The following is a 17,881-nucleotide window of genomic DNA, read 5'->3' as shown; positions in this document are numbered from 1 at the left end:
ATTTCTTTCCACATTTAATTTTATTAAATTTTGTCTTAAAAAATTAGTTACAATATCCATTTTTGTGAAGGAAAAAAATGTCTTGTACGGTTTATACAACAATTGAAACAAAACTGCGTGATGCTTTTTTGCCGCAAAAGCTTGAAATTATTAATGAAAGCCATCTTCATGCAGGTCATCCTCACGAAGAACATGCTTTTGATGGTAAGGGAGAAACACATTTCCGTGTGAAAATGCTTTCTTCTTCTTTTTCTGGTATGAAGCGTGTAGAAATACATCGGGCGATTTATAAAGTTTTACAGAAAGAGTTGGCAACAAAAATTCATGCTTTAGCGCTTGAGATTGAAAGTGTTTAACATGTTTTTTCAGTTCAAAAGTTTTTAGGCACGTGGATGTGCTTTTTGGTAAATTTCTAATAAATGATTTGTATCAATATGGGTATAGACTTGTGTTGTGGATAGGCAGGCATGGCCGAGAAGCTCTTGAATAGTGCGTAAATCTCCTCCCCGTGATAAAAGATGGGTGGCAAAAGAATGACGTAAGGCGTGTGGTGTGGTTGTTTCTGGTAAGCCAAGATGTGCTCGTAAGTTTTGAACAGCTCGTTGAATAATAGCGGGTTGTAAAGGTTTTCCTCGGACACCAAGGAATATTGGCTGAGTGTTTACTAAAGGATAAGGACAGCATTTGAGGTAATTCTCTATCGCTTTATGGACAATTGGAATCAGTGGGATAAGACGTGTTTTTCCTCCTTTTCCAGTGACGGATAAGCTTTTTATACTGGGATCAGCAAATTGCTCTGGAGTGAGTGCTAAGGCTTCTGATATCCGCATTCCACAACCATAAAGAAGAATCAAAATAGCGGTATTACGAGCAATAATCCAAGGTTCAGTTTCTTGTTGATTTTCTTCTTTGACTATACGGAGTGCTGATTCTATGGTCAAAGGTTTTGGTAACGATTTTCGATGTTTTGGTGTTCGTACAAGTTTTGCAGCAGGAACATTGACAAGTTTTTCCCGAGATAAATAATTAAAAAAAGAGCGTAAACTTGCCATGTTTCGGCTTAAGGAGCGAGCACTTATGTTTTGTGTTCGACGATAAGCTAAATAAGCACGCAAATCAGCTACATGCAAATCAGCAAGATCGTTGAGAGCTGGTTGATATCCTAAATGTTGACAAAGAAAAAATAAAAACTGCCTTGTATCACGCTCATAAGCCACGGCCGTATGAAGAGCCATTCGACGTGTTTGTATGAGATGATCCAGCCAATTCTTTCTCGCAATGAGGAGGGTATGATCAGCTGGAACTAGAGGAATTTTTTCATTTTTACTGTCATATTCGAAGAGCATTTTTAGTTAAGAGCGCTTTTCTTTTTCTTAGTCTTTGTTTCATTTTCTTGACTGTTTTGTTTTTTAAACTCTTCATGAGTGAGTTGATTTTCACTTTTTACAGAAAGAATCTTTAAAAGGTTATTCATTGACATAAGATGCGCAAAAATCCATCCAAGAAAACCATTTTTATGCAATTTAGCAAGTTGATGAGCAAATAATTTGTTGAATTTTTCTTCATCAACCATCCAGAAATCTTCTAATTGCGCTGATACACCTCTGTCATTTTTCACATTAATTGATTTTTGACATAAAAGGTCCATTTCTACAAGGGTCTCGATAAATTCAGCGGTTTTTTCCATACTGATTTTAAAACTTTCGAGAAAATTAATACATTCTTCCATAAAGGGCGAAATAGATCCATCTGAATTGAAGAGATTTTTTCCTGAAACTTCATTAAACATACCTGATTGTTGATCAAAGCAAACAGAAAGTTCTTTTTCATTTTGCATTTTTGCAAGAACAAAAGGATAGCGACGAACAAAAGCAGGAATATAAGTATCCTTTTTCCACTGTTTATCAGAAGTAATGTAATCATTATCGTTATTAGAAAGGCCTACGAGTGCAACGGACGTATAATGACGTTTTTTCTGCTCATCTTCCGCACTCATAAATAGGATGGGATAATCTATAGCAGCTTGAAAATATTCAGCACTGGCTAAAGGAATCCAATGGGTATCCTGTGCAAAAGACATATCATTTAATGGGCTGAATTTGAGGTTTTTATGAGTGACTTTGTTCAGTGGAGTCACATTTTTGTAAAAGAGCATGACATTTGCCATAATATTTTCTCCTTATGATTAATTTCTATTTTGTTACCAAAATGAGCCTTTTTAGAAGATTTTATGTGGCAACAATATCGAATGCGAGTTACAGGATGAATTAAATACTTTAAGTTTATAATGATTCTTTCTTTTTTAAATAAAAAAATTTAATTATAGGAAGTGTAATGGAAAAAGTATGAAAAAGAAAGTATATCTTGCCATTATTGGTGCGGCCCATGGAATTAATGGGGATGTTGTTGTTAAAGTATTGAGTTCTAACCCTGAAAGTTTAAAGAGCTATAGTGTTTTTTATGATGAAACAGAACGTTCTTATGAAGTTGTTACCTTTCGTGTGCAAAAGAATAATGCAATTATACATTTTAAAGGAATAGAAGAACGGAGTGCTGCAGAATCTTTAAGGGGAATCAAACTTTATGTTGAAAGAAATCAATTGGCTGATGATTTGGATGAAGATGAATTTTATCAAATAGATTTGATCGGCCTTTGTGTTTATAATTGTGCCAAACAATTTCTAGGTAAGGTAAGTGGTTTCTTTAATTTTGGCGCTGGTGATTTAATTGAAATACAGTTGGTTTCTGGTAAAAAGGTTCTTATTTCCTTTAGCAAAGCCGCTGTCCCCGAAATTTGTGTTGCTTCTGGTTTTCTTATTGTAGATCCAATAGCTGCTGGTTTGTTTCATGATCAAGAGTAATATGCATAAGTAATGTGCGTAGATTAAATGAAGGGATGAAGAGTTATCAATATGGGATTTCATGCGCGTATTTTAACACTTTATCCTGAAATGTTTCCAGGAATTTTAGGATATTCTTTAGCAGGACGGGCTTTAAAGCAAGGAATATGGTCGCTGGAAACAGTGCAAATTCGAGATTTTACTTTAGATAAACACCATAGTGTTGATGATACACCAGCTGGTGGTGGTGCAGGTATGGTCATGCGTGCTGATGTATTAGCAGCAGCAATTGATAGTTGTCCATTGGACACACCAAGATTATTACTCAGTCCACGTGGGCAACCTTTTGATCAAGCTTATGCACGTTCTTTAGCAGTTGGGTCAGGGGTGACGCTGATTTGTGGGCGTTTTGAGGGGGTGGATGAGCGTATCATTGAAGCACGGCAATTAAAAGAAATTTCTATTGGTGATTATATTCTTTCAGGAGGAGAAGTTGCTTCCCTTGTTGTGTTGGATGCAATTATACGGCTTTTACCTAGTGTGATAGGGAATAAGATTTCTGTAGAGTGTGAAAGTTTTGAAAATGGTTTACTTGAATATCCACAATATACGCGTCCTCTTGTTTTTGAAGGACGAGGCATTCCACCGGTTTTAACATCAGGTCATCATAAAGCTATTGCTCATTGGCGGCAAGAACAAGCTGAATTGCTCACGCATCAACGTCGTCCTGATCTTTATGCTCTTTATAAGAAAAAACATCAGAAAGCTTGATTCATCTCAAAAAATAATATACTGTTAGCGTAGTTTTCTTCAAAGAAATTTTCTGTATATTCTAAATTTTAAGTGTATATCCAAAAATTGAAAGATGGTGTATTCGCTTTCTATATTCAACGTAGCCTAAAGAGTATTTAAAATTTTTTTGGTGAGAGTTAAGCGCTCTAACTGTTCGAAAAGAACGCGAAGGATAAAAAAATGAATATTATAGCACAGCTTGAGGCTGAACAGTGCGCAAAAATTGAAGCAAAACGTCAACTGCCTGTATTTCAGGTTGGTGATACAGTGCGTGTGATGGTTCGTGTGACAGAAGGTACACGGACGCGTATTCAGGCCTATGAAGGGATTTGTATCGCTCGTTCAGGGGGCGGTTTAAATGAAACTTTTACAGTTCGTAAAATTTCTTATGGCGAAGGGGTTGAGCGTGTGTTTCCAGTTTATTCTCCTCTAATTGAAGGGGTTGAGCTTGTCCGTCGAGGTAAAGTTCGTCGTGCGAAGCTTTACTACCTACGTGGTCTCAGGGGAAAAGCAGCGCGTATCGCTGAAAAGAGAGAGTATCATAAAAAAGATGAAAAAAGTGCAAAAGAAACAGAAGAGAAAGCTATTGTAGACAATGTTACAAATGTCTCAGAATGAATTACTCAATAAATTATATGAATGAAATTTATTTAAAAATGCAGCTGTAAGGCTGCTTTTTTATTGTAATAATTAAGACAAAAAAGGAATAAAATGTCCATTTTTAAAGAATTTGTAATAAAATTTTTAATGTCTTTTTTGCTTTTTATTATTAATTTTTCTCATGAATAGAGAACATTTACAGCAGAATATATTTTGTGAGAATAGAAATTTTGATATTTTCAGCGATGATCGTTTAAACTTAAGCTCAAATTTAGAAGAGTGCGTGATGCATATAGTAAGCGAAAGATCTTATAAGTTTTCACGCAATAAAGTTGGTAGAAATGTAAATGTTCAATATTGGATTATAAAGAACGGCTAGTTTGTCATAGAACGTAAAAAATTAAAAATATCTTTTTTATAAAGAGTTACAATCATAATCATTATAGAATATACTCGCTGATCTTAAGGAAAAGTAGAGTGAAAGATATGTAAAAATATGTTTATATTTAAGAAATAATGTTAAACCTTTGACGTGAAGATGAAATTGTACTAAACAGAGAAAGTTTTATGGTCTATGGCTGTATAACAAATCGGTTTTTTTATACGCGACCTTTAATCCGTCATTTTAATAACCGGCCTGTAATGTTAGTCCCTTAGGACTGAACAAGTTGAGATGATTGTGCACTGAATCGTTTTGCGTGGATTTTCTCGTAATAATAAGGTTGCAGTGAAAGCCAGGTCAGGATGTTTTATGATAGAGACAACCAGAACAAAAGATCGCCCTCGTTCTCCTCATTTAAGCGTTTATCGCTGGTCAATTACTATGGCAATTTCGATAGCGCATCGTATTACTGGTATAGTGCTTTATTTTGGGATGTGTTTTTTAGCTCTTTGGTTAGTTTCGATTGCTTGTGGCCCTGATGCATTCAAAATGGTTAACAAGATTTATGGATCTTTTCTTGGGCTTTGTCTTTTGTTTTTTTATACATTGGCTGGAGTTCATCATATGGTTGGATGTGTTCGCCATATTGTTTGGAATCTGAACCCTCGCTATTTAGCAAAAGAAAAAGCAACCTTAACTGCTTGGGCTACAGTTTTTATTTCTCTTATTGTCACGATTGCACTTTGGATCATTGGGTACGGTGTTGTTTAATTAGGGATAGAAAAAATGAAAAAAGATTTGCGAACAGAACTTGGAAAGGTACGTGGTTTCGGTAGCGCACATACAGGAACAGAGCATTTTTGGTTAGAGAATCTGGTCAGTTTTGCTAATGTGCTTCTTTGGACATTTTTTATTATTCTCGTTATGTCATGCGTGGGAAAAGATTACAGTGTTGTTCATGCGAAACTTTCACATCCCATGGTTACAGTTTGGATGGGGTTGATGATTTTTTCAAGCCTTTATTATATGAAACTGGGTATGCAGGTTGTTATCGAAGATTATATTCCACATGAAGGTATGCGAATATTCTTTTTTGTATTGAATATTTTATTTTGTTTTATTCTGGGCAGTATAATGATGTTTGCTCTTTTGAAAATCGCATTAGGGGCTTGAAAATATGGTGAGAGCAATATCATCTCTAGGTGCTAGAGTGGGGCGTGCTGCCTATAACTATGTTGATCATAAATTTGATGTTGTGGTTGTTGGTGCTGGGGGAGCTGGTTTGCGTGCAACCCTTGGTATGGCTGAGCAAGGATTAAGAACAGCATGTATCACAAAAGTTTTTCCAACGCGATCACATACAGTTGCAGCGCAAGGCGGTATTGCAGCATCCTTGTCGAATATGGGGCCTGATAATTGGCAATGGCATTTATATGATACGGTGAAAGGATCTGATTGGCTTGGCGATACCGATGCAATGGAATATTTAGTGCGAAATGCACCCGCAGCTGTTTATGAATTAGAACATTATGGAGTTCCTTTTTCGCGTACGCAAGAAGGGAAAATTTATCAACGTCCTTTTGGTGGTCATACCACAGAGTTTGGTGAAGGCCCACCAGTCCAACGTACTTGTGCTGCAGCTGATCGTACTGGTCATGCAATTTTGCATACGCTTTATGGGCAAAGCCTTAAGCATAATGCGCAGTTTTTTGTTGAATATTTTGCCCTTGATTTGATCATGACAGATGGTGTGTGTACGGGTGTTGTCGCTTGGAATCTTGATGATGGTACAATTCATCGTTTTTCTGCGAAGATGGTTGTTCTCGCCACTGGCGGTTATGGGCGGGCTTATTTTTCAGCAACATCAGCGCATACATGTACAGGTGATGGTGGTGGGATGATTGCTCGAGCTGGGTTACCGCTTCAGGATATGGAATTTGTTCAATTTCATCCTACAGGAATTTATGGTTCTGGTTGCTTAATTACAGAAGGTGCACGTGGTGAAGGTGGCTATTTAGTGAATTCTGAAGGTGAGCGCTTTATGGAACGTTATGCACCATCTTTTAAGGATTTGGCATCACGTGATTTGGTTTCACGTTGTATCACACTTGAAATTCGGGAAGGGCGTGGTGTTGGTGCGAAAAAAGATCATATTCATTTGGTCCTTAATCATATTGATCCAGCTATATTGCATGAGCGTTTACCGGGGATTTCTGAATCAGCCCGAATTTTTGCAGGGGTTGATTTGACAAAAGAGCCAATTCCTGTTTTGCCAACAGTTCATTATAATATGGGTGGTATTCCTACCAATTACTATGGAGAAGTTTTAAATCCAACCCTTGATTCTCCTGATCGTGTTCAACCAGGTTTGATGGCTGTGGGTGAGGCAGGATGTGCATCTGTTCATGGCGCTAATCGTTTAGGATCAAATTCATTGATTGATTTAGTCGTTTTTGGACGTGCTGCTGCAATTCGTGCAGGAGAAGTCATCGATCGCGATGCAGAGATCCCAGCTCTTAATGAAGCCGCAGTTGATGCAATTATAGCACGTTTTGACCGTTTACGTTTTGCTCAAGGACAGGTTCCAACAGCTATGCTGCGTGAAAAAATGCAGCGTGCGATGCAAGAGGATGCTGCGGTATTCCGTACAGCAGATTCTTTAGAGCAGGGATGTCAACGGATCAGTAAAATTTGGGACGAACTTTCTGACCTTAAAGTAACAGATCGTTCACTTATTTGGAATTCTGATTTAATGGAAACATTAGAGCTTGAAAATTTGATGGCAAATGCAATTACGACTGTTTATTCTGCAGCTGCTCGTTTGGAAAGTCGTGGTGCTCATGCACGAGAAGATTATCCAGAGCGTGATGATAAAAATTGGCGTCGCCATACACTTTCGCATCTATCTCAGGATGGAAAGGTGATATTATCGTACCGTCCTGTTCATGTTGATCCATTAACGTCTGAAGAAGATGGTGGTATAGATTTAAAGCGTATTATGCCTAAAAAGCGTGTTTATTAAGGGGAAAGTGAGTTATGGTACAAATTAGGCTTCCCAAAAATTCTCAAGTTAAAACTGGAAAAGTTTGGCCTAAACCTGAAGGTGCTACGCATTTAACAGAATTTCATATTTACCGTTGGTCACCTGATGATGAGAAGAATCCGCATCTTGATACTTATTACGTGGATCGTTCACTGTGTGGTCCGATGATTCTTGATGGGCTTTTATTTATTAAGAATCATATTGATCCAACTTTGACACTTCGTCGGTCATGCCGTGAGGGCATTTGTGGTTCATGTGCGATGAATATTGATGGAACCAATACATTGGCTTGTACTAAAGGAATGGATGATGTAAAACATCCAATTAAAGTGTATCCACTTCCTTCTATGCCTATTGTAAAAGATTTGGTTCCTGATTTAAAGCGTTTTTATGCACAACATCGTGCTATTGATCCTTGGCTAAAAACTGTTTCTCCTAAACCTGCAAAAGAATGGTTACAAAGCTATTCTGATCGTCAGAAAATTGATGGTCTTTATGAGTGTATCCTTTGTGCATGCTGTCAAACGTCGTGCCCAAGTTATTGGTGGAATGGTGATCGTTATTTAGGACCTGCTGTTTTACTCCAAGCTTATCGCTGGATTATTGATTCTCGTGATGAAATGAGTGGTGAGCGTCTTGATAATTTAGAAGATCCTTTTCGGCTTTATCGGTGCCACACGATTATGAATTGTGCGCAAACTTGTCCGAAAGGTTTAAATCCAGCTAAGGCGATTGCTGAAATTAAAAAACTTATGGTTGAACGACGTCTTTGAAAGTTTATCAGCTAAGATAGAAAATAAGTGTAGGCTCGTTGGTGGCTGGTATATGTATATTTTTGAAGGTAAATGAAGTAGACGCGGCCTGAGTGTAAAGTCTTTTCTGTATGTTTACTCTTTGCAGATTGGTTATAGTCGCTTGCAAGAGATTGTTATTATATCATTACTTTCTCGTTGGACTTTGCATTTGTTAAAAATGATATGCTCAAGCTTTAGAATTTTATAACTTAATTTGTATTTGAAACTGTGTTTATAGTGAAAATCTGATTGAGTTTGTTCCTATTCTCTGAGTTTTTTTGATTTTTAAAAAAGTAAAGATTGCTGAGTGTATTTGCTGTACCGTTTTGCTCTAAACAATTAGCTATATCAATTGATGCTATAATTCTTACATGTTGAAAATACGTTAGTTGTATAAAATAGACGAGTTCGCAAAATCTTCAAATTTTAGAATTAATATTCTATATGTGATGAGATAGGGTATTAGCGTTTGTAGGATAGCGCTCTTATTGTGGTATCTTTCTCTTTGGTTGAATAGTGAAGTGCAATTATCTCTGTGTTTATTACAGCAGTAATCCTAAGCGGATTAGATTATTCATATCACTTTATATCCTCTCATTTTGTGAAGAATGGGGCTACGCTATTTATTTTTAATTTTTCAAGTGCATGACCACTTCTCATTATTCTTTTATTCACTTTAGCTTCCATCTTCGCTTATTCTATAATTTCTATATATTATCCTAGATTTCTATAAAGGGTGCTCTTTTTAAAAAAGATCAGCGATATTGATAATTTTAAGAATTTTTTCTGTGCATTTTATTTGTCTTTATTTCAGCGATTTTGTGTTGATTCGAGCACGTATTTCCCTTAATTTTCAGGGTTCACATTTTGAGAATGATACACTTTTGTTCCCCCTTGCTCAAAAGAATCATAGTGGTTATATTTAAAGATCATCACAGCTTATTTTTAAATTTTTTATCAGAATTTCGATCTTGATTAATATAAAAAAGCGTTTTTATTTGTGTTAGTTTCATTTTTTAAAATTTTGTCTTTTCACGCTTATGCAAAAGCTTTTTAAGCTGTGACTATTACGGTATGAAAATGATCTATACCTAGGATTTATTATTTCATTGCATTGTTGAATGATAGAGATATTGTGTCTTTTTTCGTAAAAATTTCACTTTAATCTTCAGAAATCACGATTTGAAGTATGTGTAAAGAATATGGACTTTAAATTTTAGAGAAAATAGGAGTGCATTTTGTTGACATACAGGAGATTGAAGGTGTTTATTTTCGTTATTAGAGTGGAAGTCCACGGAGAAGGCGTGGTGCGTTGGAGGTGAGGCCAGAAGCTTCTTGCATAAGATATTTTTTTATTTTTGGCATTTGATTAATAAGTCCAAGGCCAACATCGCGGAAGAGGCGTAGGAGTAAGATATCATTCGAAAAAAGTCTGTTGAGCCAGTCATTACTAAGAGACATTCGTACAGTTTCAAAACGTCGCCAACTTTGATAGCGTTCGAGAGCTGTCATTGATCCGATATCGAGGCCCAATCGTGCTGTTTCGATGATGACTTCAGCTAAAGCGGCACTATCACGGAGTCCTAGATTAAGCCCTTGTCCTGCAATAGGGTGGACTGTGTGGGCGGCATCTCCTACGAGAGCAAAACGAGGTTTGATGCATTGATTTGTTAAGGAAAGAACGAGGGGAAATGCTTGGCGTTCACCATTCCAAGAAAGTTTTCCAAATTGATGACCAATACGTTTTTCTATCTCTGCTTCAAAAATTAAAGCGTCTACTTTAAGATAAGATTGGGCAGTGTGATGTTTTTCATTCCATACGATAGCTAATCGGTTGCCTTTGAGAGGTAGGAGAGCAAAAGGTCCAGCAGGGAAGAAATGTTGAATTGCTCGGCCATGGTGCGCTTTTTCATGTTCGATAATGCATGTGATTGCTGTTTGTGGATAAAAATGAGCAAAGCTTTTAAGATCGGCTTTTTCCCGTAATGTAGAGTGTGCTCCACTCGCTGCAACCAGCAATTTTGTTTGCCAAATTTCTTTATTACTTAAGGTGATGGTTGTATGCTGGTTCTCTTGATGAAAATGAACAACAGTGGTTTTTTCGATAAAAGAGATATGCAAATCTTTTGCACGTTTTTTTAATACACTAACGAGCTTTTTATTTTCAACCATACTTGCAAAGGGTTCGTTGGGTGTTATATCTCCTTCAAAGGTTAAAAAAATTGGTTTGATTGGATCATTGAGGCGTGCGTCGGTGATGGTTATTGAATGGATAGGTTGAGCATAAGGTTTGATATGTTTCCAACACTGTAGTTGTTCAAGCATGCGAATAGAAGCAGCAGAAAGAGCAAATGCTTGTGTATTTTTGAGAGGTGTGCTGCTTTGGGAAGTGGCATCAACAATATTTATTCTCAGTTCAGGGGCAGCATGTTTGAGAGCTATGGCAAGAGTCAAACCAACAGCTCCACCACCTGCGATAAGAAGATCACATTGTTTTATTGTTTGATCGGTGTAAGAAGTCACGTCGTTTCTTTCACTTGTAGGTAGTTTATTTCATCTTAAATATGTGAATATTGACCTTATTATCATTTTTTGTGCAGTCTTAAAGAAAAATTGTTGTAATTATATTGGTTAAAACTGTGTTAATATTTTTTATGTTACAAATTTTAGATATAGTTCTTGTATTAAGAATCTTACGTTCGGGATTGATGAATGCATCGGGGTTCCTCTCTTTATGATTTGCCAAAAAAGCCAGAATATCGAAATTCGCATTTTATTAAAATGTTTTTGCAACAAATAGGGGTTTTGATTGGATTTAGTCTTCTAGGGCTTTTGATTTTTTGTATCTTAGCTTTAGCAACATGGAATTTTGCAGATCCATCATTAACTTACGCTAGTCCTAATGAGATCACAAATCTTATGGGATGGCCTGGTGCGATTTTTTCAGATCTTGCTATGCAACTTTTTGGTTTGGCAAGTCTTGGTATTTTGTTGCCTCCATTATTTTGGTCACTTTTATTACTTGCACAAAAAAGCATTCATAATTTTCTTTTTCGTCTTTTTTTATGGTTGATTTCAATAATTTTGTTTACAACTGCATTTGCTTTAATGACTCCTTTTGCATCTTTTACAAATTGGCCATTGCCGATTGGTTTTGGGGGAGTTTGGGGGGATAAGATTTTAAATGTTATTTCTTTTTCTTCACCTATAGAGAGCGTGTTGTGGGGTATTGCTTTGGCGTTTGCCAGTTTTGTAATGGCTATTTTTTCTGGCAATGTAGTGTGGCGACGTCAGACCGATATAAGTGAAAGCGAATCAGTTCGTGTAGATCCAATTTTTGAGACATTAGAAAATGAAGAGTATTCTAATAATGAAGTTCATAGTGGTTTCTTCTCTACATCTTTTGGAGCAGTTTTGCATTTTCTTTATTTTTTACAAGCCCGTTTTGAGCGTTTTTTTTCGTTCATGAGGTGGTTTAGAAAAACGGAAAATTCATTTGATCGAATTGAACCGGTTTTTTTTAATGAAAAAACAGAATTTCAGAATTTCCAAAATACAGCTCTTTCTGCTTCTGATAACTGTGTGATAAAGACTTCAAAAGCGCGTTCAAAGTATCGTTTTACCCTTCCACGGTTAGATTATCTTGCTATTCCTTCATCAACAGTAAAAAATATGCGCCTTTCCCCTGCTACTTTAAAGGCCAATTCTCAGGAACTTAAAAATATTTTATTAGATTTTGGGGTTAAGGGAGAAATTATTGATGCACGTCCTGGTCCAGTTGTAACTTTGTATGAATTTGAACCGGCTGCTGGTATTAAATCTTCTCGTATTATTGGGCTAGCAGATGATATTGCTCGCTCTATGCGTTCTATTGCAGCACGTGTTGCTGTTATCCCAGGACGGAATGTTATTGGAATAGAATTACCTAATGCATCTCGTGAAATAGTCTATTTACGAGAAATTTTACAGGCGCGGGAATTTTTTGGTACTGAAGCAAAATTAGGGCTTGCATTGGGTAAAACAATAGGAGGTGAAACAGTTGTTGCAGATTTAACGAAAATGCCTCATCTTTTAGTGGCAGGTACGACGGGATCAGGTAAATCTGTTGCTATTAATACAATGATTTTGTCTCTTCTTTATCGTTTAACACCTGAACAATGTCGCTTAATCATGGTTGATCCTAAAATGCTTGAGCTTTCGATTTATGATGGCATTCCTCATTTATTAACGCCCGTTGTGACAGATCCTAAAAAAGCAGTCATTGCTCTTAAATGGGCGGTTCGTGAAATGGAAGAGCGCTACAGCAAAATGTCAAAAGTCAATGTTCGCAATATTGATGGATTTAATGCTCGCTTAAAAGAAGCACAAAAACAGGGTGAAGTTTTAACACGGACGGTTCAAGTTGGATTTGATCACAAGACCGGTGAACCCTTATACGAAACAGAGACCCTCAATTTAAATCCTTTACCTTATATTGTTGTTATTATTGATGAAATGGCAGATCTCATGATGGTTGCTGGTAAGGAGATTGAGGGCGCTATTCAACGTTTAGCGCAAATGGCACGTGCTGCTGGTATTCATGTCATTATGGCAACACAACGTCCTTCAGTCGATGTTATTACAGGAACAATTAAAGCGAATTTCCCTACACGCATTTCTTTTGCTGTAAGTTCAAAAATTGATAGTCGGACCATTCTGGGGGAACAAGGGGCTGAACAATTATTAGGGCAAGGGGATATGCTTTTCATGATGGGGGGAGGACGTATTCAACGTATTCATGGAGCTTTTGTAGCAGATGATGAAGTGGAACAGGTTGTTGCACATCTGAAAGACCAAGCAATGCCTGATTATTTGGAGACTATTACAAAAGAAGTTACAGATCGGGAGAGCAGTGTTTCATCTGTTTCTTCCTTAGAAGATGAGCCTTATAGAAAGGCCGTGATGGTGGTTCTGCGTGATCGTAAAGCTTCAACTTCTTATATTCAGCGTCGTTTGGGTATTGGCTATAATCGTGCTGCTTCATTAATTGAGCGGATGGAAGAAGAAGGAATTATTAGCCCAGCTAACCATGCAGGAAAACGAGAAATTTTAGTGCCTGCTTCAGAAGAACCCTTTTAAATAAAGTTTTTTAAAACATATTTTTAGAAAATCCTTATCATCTATTGCTTATATCAAAATCAATAGAGTATGTATGGTGAGCATATGAGGAGCATTATGTATGAGGGTGTATTTTTTTTCGTTGAGAAGAACGTTTAGTCTTATTTTGTTATTTTTTCTGTTGAGTAGTTCTGCTTTTTCGCAGTCCGCGAAACAGTTCGCTCGGGCTCAGAATATTATTAATCATTTTGCGGCGATTAAAGTGATGACAGGGGATTTTATTCAATTTAATCCAAAGGGAAAAATGACAAAAGGAACATTTTATTTGGAGCGTCCAGGGAAAATTCGTTTTAGTTACAAAGGCGTGCCATTGCAGATTATTTCAGATGGTAAATCTGTAGGGATTAATAATCGGGCTTTAAATACGTGGAGCTTTTACCAGTTGTCTCAAACACCAATGAAATTTTTATTAGGGAATGTGATTCATTTATCGTCAGAAAATTTGTTAGCATTTCGAGAGGATCCGACAACAATCATGATTGTTTTACGGGATAAAACAATTGGAAAAGGGCAAATAAAGATGATCTTTGATTCTCAAAATTATGCATTGCGACAATGGGCAATTCTTGATCAACAAAATTTAGAAACAACTGTTAAAATCATGAATGTGCGTACAAATGTTAGATTTTCTGATGATATGTTCGTCATTCCCCATAAAAATACTGTGACGCTACAAAGTCGGAATAACAATTAATGCTTTTTCATATTGCTACTTGGAATATTAATTCTATTCGTTTGCGTCTTTCCCAGGTTCTTCAGTATTTAGATATTTTTTCTGTAGATATGTTATGCTTACAAGAAATAAAATGTCCAGATGATTTATTTCCACGTCAATTTTTTGAAGCAGCAGGTTATCAGCATATCGCATTGAGCGGTCAAAAATCTTATCATGGTGTGGCGATTATTTCTCGTTTGCCTTTTATCAGTGTTGAAAGGCGCTTCTTTTGTCAAAAAGAAGATTGTCGTCACCTTTCAGTTGTTATTGAACTTCATGGGAGAAAAATTCGGATTCATAATTTTTATGTTCCTGCTGGTGGTGATGAACCTGATGTAAACAAAAATGAAAAATTTCGTCATAAACTCGATTTTTTAGAAGAAATGTCTTCTATCCGTGCAGATCACAGAGATGGTTTAGAGTCTCTTTTGTTAGGTGATCTTAATATTGCTCCTTTGCCAGAGGATGTTTGGTCTCATAAGCAATTATTGAAGGTTGTTAGCCATACGCCGATTGAGACAGAGCGTTTACAAGCTTTATGTTGTGAAGGTGGATGGGTTGATTTGATGCGGATGAAATTTCCAATTCCTACTAAACTTTATACCTGGTGGAGTTATCGTGCACGTGATTGGGCACTTTCTGATCGCGGTCGACGGCTTGACCATATTTGGTCTTCACCAAATTTAGTGCCTTTCGTTAAAGAACTTACAATTTTTCGTGATACACGGGGATGGCCTCAGCCTTCAGATCATGTTCCAGTACAAACTTTATTTGATTTTTCAGGCAATTTAAAATAAGCATTGAATGAAGAAAAGGAATGGATTAATTCTCGAAGAATGTAGAGGAATGGATGGGGATCAGTAGTGTAAGACAGATTTTATTAAAAGAGTTTTTGTATCCTTTTTGTCTGTTTTTTTTTGTTTTACCAGGGTGTGTTGTTGGTCCTGATTATCATAAAACATCTTTTTCTGTTCCAGAAATTTGGGGGCAAGAGTCGTTTGTACAAACATCTGAACGTCCCGCTACACTTGCAGGTTGGTGGAAAAATTTTAATGATCCGATTTTAGATAAGTTAATTCATGATGCAATCGCTGCAAATAATAGTATTGCGGTTGCTAAAGCACGGGTTCGTGAAGCACGGGCGAGTTTAGGGCAATCGATTGGACGTCTTTCGCCAAGTGTTTCAAGTTCAATTGTCGGCACTCATAGTTCTCGTCAATCGGATACTTCTTTGAGCCAATATCGTGGTGGTTTTGATGCAAGCTGGGAGCTTGATCTTTTTGGGGGACATAAAAGAGCAGTTGAAGCAGCACGTTATGGTCTTGATGCGGCTGTAGAGGATTTGCGGGCTACAATGGTTACTCTCTTAGGAGATATTGCAACGAATTATATTGAAATGCGTGGTTGGCAACAAAAACTGTCGATTGCACACTCTATTGCTGCATCGCAGCGAAAAACAGCGCAATTAATAGAAGCTAAATTAGAAGCTGGTGATATTTCAGAGCTGGATAATTCAAATGCACAAGCGCAAATGATCAATACAGAGGCAGACATCTTACAGATGGAAGTGAATTTATCAATGAGTATTCATCGTCTTTCTGTTTTAACTGGGTGTGTGCCTATAGCATTACAGGATTTTTTGCAAAAAAGCGCTAAAAAGAAACAGATTCCAAGACCAAAATGGCCAATCTCTGTGGGAATTCCCGCTGATATTTTGTTGACACGTCCAGATTTACGACGTGCTGAGCGTCAATATGCTCAAGCGACAGCGCGAATTGGTCAACGCGAAGCAGAACGTTATCCTTCATTAAGCTTAACAGGTAATATTTCTACGACAGCAGAATCCATGGGTCAATTAGCAAAAGGTTCGACGATTGGTTGGTCCTTTGGACCAAGTATTCGCTTTCCTTTTTTTAATGGAGGACAAGTGGTTGCTTCGATTGCTGTAGCACGTGCTCAGCGTGATCAAGCTTTTATTGCTTATCGAGCGGCAGTGTTAGGAGCTTTAGAAGAAGTAGAGAATGCATTGGTGCGACTGTACAAAGAACAACAACGTTTAAAAAAGTTGTTGGCTGCAAATGCAGCTTATTCACATTCATTGAAGCTTTCGAAAGACCTTTTTGAAAGTGGTAATACCAGCTTTCTCGAATTACTCAATGCTTATCGTTCCTACTATTCTTCGCAAATGTCATTGAGTGATAGCTATATTGCTTTGGCTAAGCATTATGTTGCATTGATGAAGGCATTAGGAGGAGGATGGAATGGTGTTGTTGATGTATCTCGTCCAGAAGTCGTTGATAAGATTACCAGTTCACATGTGAGGGCGAAACAATGATGAAATTTCTTATGGAAAAATATTCAACTATAAAACGCAAAAAGCTTTTTTTATTTTGCAGTGTGGTTTTTATCATCTTTGCCTTTAAGATGCTCTTTGTTTTATTTGGGGGTAAAAATACACCAAATTATATGACAGCAGTAGTTACCCGTGGTGATATTGAAGAAACGGTTTTAGCTTCTGGAATTGTGCGTCCTTATCGATTGGTGGCTGTTGGTGCGCGTGCAACAGGGCGTGTGGTTTCTGTCCGTGTTTCATCAGGAGATTTTGTAGAAGAAGGAGATCTTATAGCAGAGATTGATCCTACGGATCAGGAAAATGATCTGAAAAGAAAAAAAGCAGTTTTGTCTTATTATTATGCGAGTTTAAAAGAGCATGAAGCTTATCTAATTTTAGCGAAAAAAAATTTAGAGCGTCAAAATAAACTCATTGAAGCACGAGCAATTTCACGTGCTAATTTTGATGACGCAGTCACGCAAGTCAAAATACGTGAAGCTCAAGTTGCTCAACTTCAGGAACAGATTGTACAAGCACAAATTGATGTGAGAAGTGCAGAAGTGAATTTAAGCTATACGAAGATAACAGCGCCTTCTTCAGGAACAGTTTTAGCAACCGTTGTCGAAGAAGGACAAAATATTAATGCAACTCAGTCAGCACCGACAATTGTTATTTTAGGAGATTTGACGAAAATGACAATTAAGGCACAAATTTCAGAAGCGGATATTTTAAAAGTTCATGCAGGACAAGATCTTTATTTCACCATTTTAGGAGACGCAAAGCGTCGTTATGAGGGATCATTAGAGACAATAGAACCTGCTCCTGAAGATATTCGTAGCGATATTAGTATTAATCCTAACATGTCGGGATCGAGCTCTTTAGCGTCATCAGCTATCTATTATAATGGGCTTGTGCATGTTAACAATAAAGATCGTTTTTTGCGTACTTATATGACCGCTCAAGTGCATATTATATTAGGGCGTGCTCGAAATGTCTTGTTGGTTCCAAGTGATGCTTTGCGCAATGAGACAAAAGATCGTAAAGCATGGGTGCAGCTTTTGGTTGGTCGCGATAAAGTGATTACAAAACAAGTAACAGTCGGACTCAATAATAAAGTGATGGCTGAGATTGTTTCTGGGCTTAATGAGGGGGATGTTGTGGTGGTTGGTGCACGAGATGGGTTGCTCGTATCTTCTAATTTACAGAGTGAAAACAGGGCTTAAAAC

The 17,881-nt window shown here is 37.2% G+C and carries 16 protein-coding genes; 13 read left to right on the top strand and 3 right to left on the bottom strand.

Going from position 1 to position 17,881, the window contains the following annotated elements:
• The first annotated feature begins 77 nt into the window (after positions 1 to 77).
• The gene (locus B11cv2_RS06165) at positions 78 to 356 is read left to right on the top strand and encodes a BolA family transcriptional regulator (RefSeq protein WP_100693766.1); all 279 of its coding nucleotides are present in this window, start codon (positions 78 to 80) and stop codon (positions 354 to 356) included.
• A gap of 24 nt (positions 357 to 380) precedes the next feature.
• Here B11cv2_RS06165 and B11cv2_RS06160 read toward each other — a convergent pair whose 3' ends face one another.
• Entirely contained in the window at positions 381 to 1,346 is a 966-nt protein-coding gene (locus B11cv2_RS06160; RefSeq protein WP_100693765.1) for a tyrosine recombinase XerC, read from the bottom strand.
• A 2-nt stretch (positions 1,347 to 1,348) separates the two neighbouring features.
• A complete protein-coding gene (locus B11cv2_RS06155) occupies positions 1,349 to 2,167 on the bottom strand; it encodes a SapC family protein (protein WP_100693764.1) in 819 nt (272 codons plus the stop codon).
• Positions 2,168 to 2,345: 178 nt separating this feature from the next.
• Between B11cv2_RS06155 and rimM the strand changes: the two genes are divergently transcribed.
• The 7 genes from rimM (at position 2,346) to B11cv2_RS06120 (ending at position 8,430) form a co-directional block, all read left to right on the top strand.
• Entirely contained in the window at positions 2,346 to 2,861 is a 516-nt protein-coding gene (rimM, locus tag B11cv2_RS06150; RefSeq protein ID WP_100693763.1) for a ribosome maturation factor RimM, read from the top strand.
• Between the two features lie 51 nt (positions 2,862 to 2,912).
• The gene (gene trmD, locus B11cv2_RS06145) at positions 2,913 to 3,611 is read left to right on the top strand and encodes a tRNA (guanosine(37)-N1)-methyltransferase TrmD (RefSeq protein WP_100693762.1); all 699 of its coding nucleotides are present in this window, start codon (positions 2,913 to 2,915) and stop codon (positions 3,609 to 3,611) included.
• Between the two features lie 201 nt (positions 3,612 to 3,812).
• The gene (gene rplS / locus B11cv2_RS06140; RefSeq protein WP_100693761.1) at positions 3,813 to 4,250 is read left to right on the top strand and encodes a 50S ribosomal protein L19; all 438 of its coding nucleotides are present in this window, start codon (positions 3,813 to 3,815) and stop codon (positions 4,248 to 4,250) included.
• Between the two features lie 733 nt (positions 4,251 to 4,983).
• Positions 4,984 to 5,385 (top strand): succinate dehydrogenase, cytochrome b556 subunit, encoded by a 402-nt coding sequence (gene sdhC / locus B11cv2_RS06135; RefSeq protein WP_100693760.1) that lies wholly within the window; start codon positions 4,984 to 4,986, stop codon positions 5,383 to 5,385.
• Between the two features lie 15 nt (positions 5,386 to 5,400).
• On the top strand, positions 5,401 to 5,787 hold the full coding sequence (gene sdhD, locus B11cv2_RS06130; protein ID WP_100693759.1) for a succinate dehydrogenase, hydrophobic membrane anchor protein: 387 nt from the start codon (positions 5,401 to 5,403) through the stop codon (positions 5,785 to 5,787).
• A gap of 4 nt (positions 5,788 to 5,791) precedes the next feature.
• On the top strand, positions 5,792 to 7,636 hold the full coding sequence (gene sdhA, locus B11cv2_RS06125) for a succinate dehydrogenase flavoprotein subunit (protein ID WP_100693758.1): 1,845 nt from the start codon (positions 5,792 to 5,794) through the stop codon (positions 7,634 to 7,636).
• Between the two features lie 14 nt (positions 7,637 to 7,650).
• Positions 7,651 to 8,430, top strand: coding sequence for a succinate dehydrogenase iron-sulfur subunit (locus B11cv2_RS06120; protein WP_100693757.1), 780 nt, complete (start codon positions 7,651 to 7,653; stop codon positions 8,428 to 8,430).
• Between the two features lie 1,299 nt (positions 8,431 to 9,729).
• Here B11cv2_RS06120 and B11cv2_RS06115 read toward each other — a convergent pair.
• Entirely contained in the window at positions 9,730 to 10,974 is a 1,245-nt protein-coding gene (locus B11cv2_RS06115) for a ubiquinone biosynthesis hydroxylase (RefSeq protein WP_100693756.1), read from the bottom strand.
• A gap of 189 nt (positions 10,975 to 11,163) precedes the next feature.
• Between B11cv2_RS06115 and B11cv2_RS06110 the strand changes: the two genes are divergently transcribed.
• The 5 genes from B11cv2_RS06110 to B11cv2_RS06090 all read left to right on the top strand — a co-directional run bounded on the left by B11cv2_RS06110 (position 11,164) and on the right by B11cv2_RS06090 (position 17,878).
• Positions 11,164 to 13,569 (top strand): DNA translocase FtsK, encoded by a 2,406-nt coding sequence (locus tag B11cv2_RS06110; protein ID WP_100693755.1) that lies wholly within the window; start codon positions 11,164 to 11,166, stop codon positions 13,567 to 13,569.
• Positions 13,570 to 13,669: 100 nt separating this feature from the next.
• Entirely contained in the window at positions 13,670 to 14,302 is a 633-nt protein-coding gene (locus tag B11cv2_RS06105; protein ID WP_100693754.1) for an outer-membrane lipoprotein carrier protein LolA, read from the top strand.
• Entirely contained in the window at positions 14,302 to 15,120 is an 819-nt protein-coding gene (locus B11cv2_RS06100; protein WP_100693753.1) for an exodeoxyribonuclease III, read from the top strand. Before B11cv2_RS06105 ends, B11cv2_RS06100 begins: the two co-directional genes overlap by 1 nt.
• Before the next feature lie 53 nt (positions 15,121 to 15,173).
• Positions 15,174 to 16,658 (top strand): efflux transporter outer membrane subunit, encoded by a 1,485-nt coding sequence (locus B11cv2_RS06095; RefSeq protein WP_100693752.1) that lies wholly within the window; start codon positions 15,174 to 15,176, stop codon positions 16,656 to 16,658.
• Positions 16,658 to 17,878 carry an efflux RND transporter periplasmic adaptor subunit gene (locus B11cv2_RS06090; RefSeq protein ID WP_371410324.1) on the top strand — a complete coding sequence of 407 codons (1,221 nt, stop codon included), beginning with the start codon at positions 16,658 to 16,660 and terminating at the stop codon, positions 17,876 to 17,878. The genes B11cv2_RS06095 and B11cv2_RS06090 overlap by 1 nt, the downstream gene beginning before the upstream one ends.
• Positions 17,879 to 17,881 lie beyond the last annotated feature (3 nt).

The sequence above is a fragment of the Bartonella sp. 1-1C genome (assembly GCF_002810325.1).
Lineage (GTDB): Bacteria > Pseudomonadota > Alphaproteobacteria > Rhizobiales > Rhizobiaceae > Bartonella > Bartonella rochalimae.
This window is presented reverse-complemented; position numbering and strand designations above follow the sequence as displayed.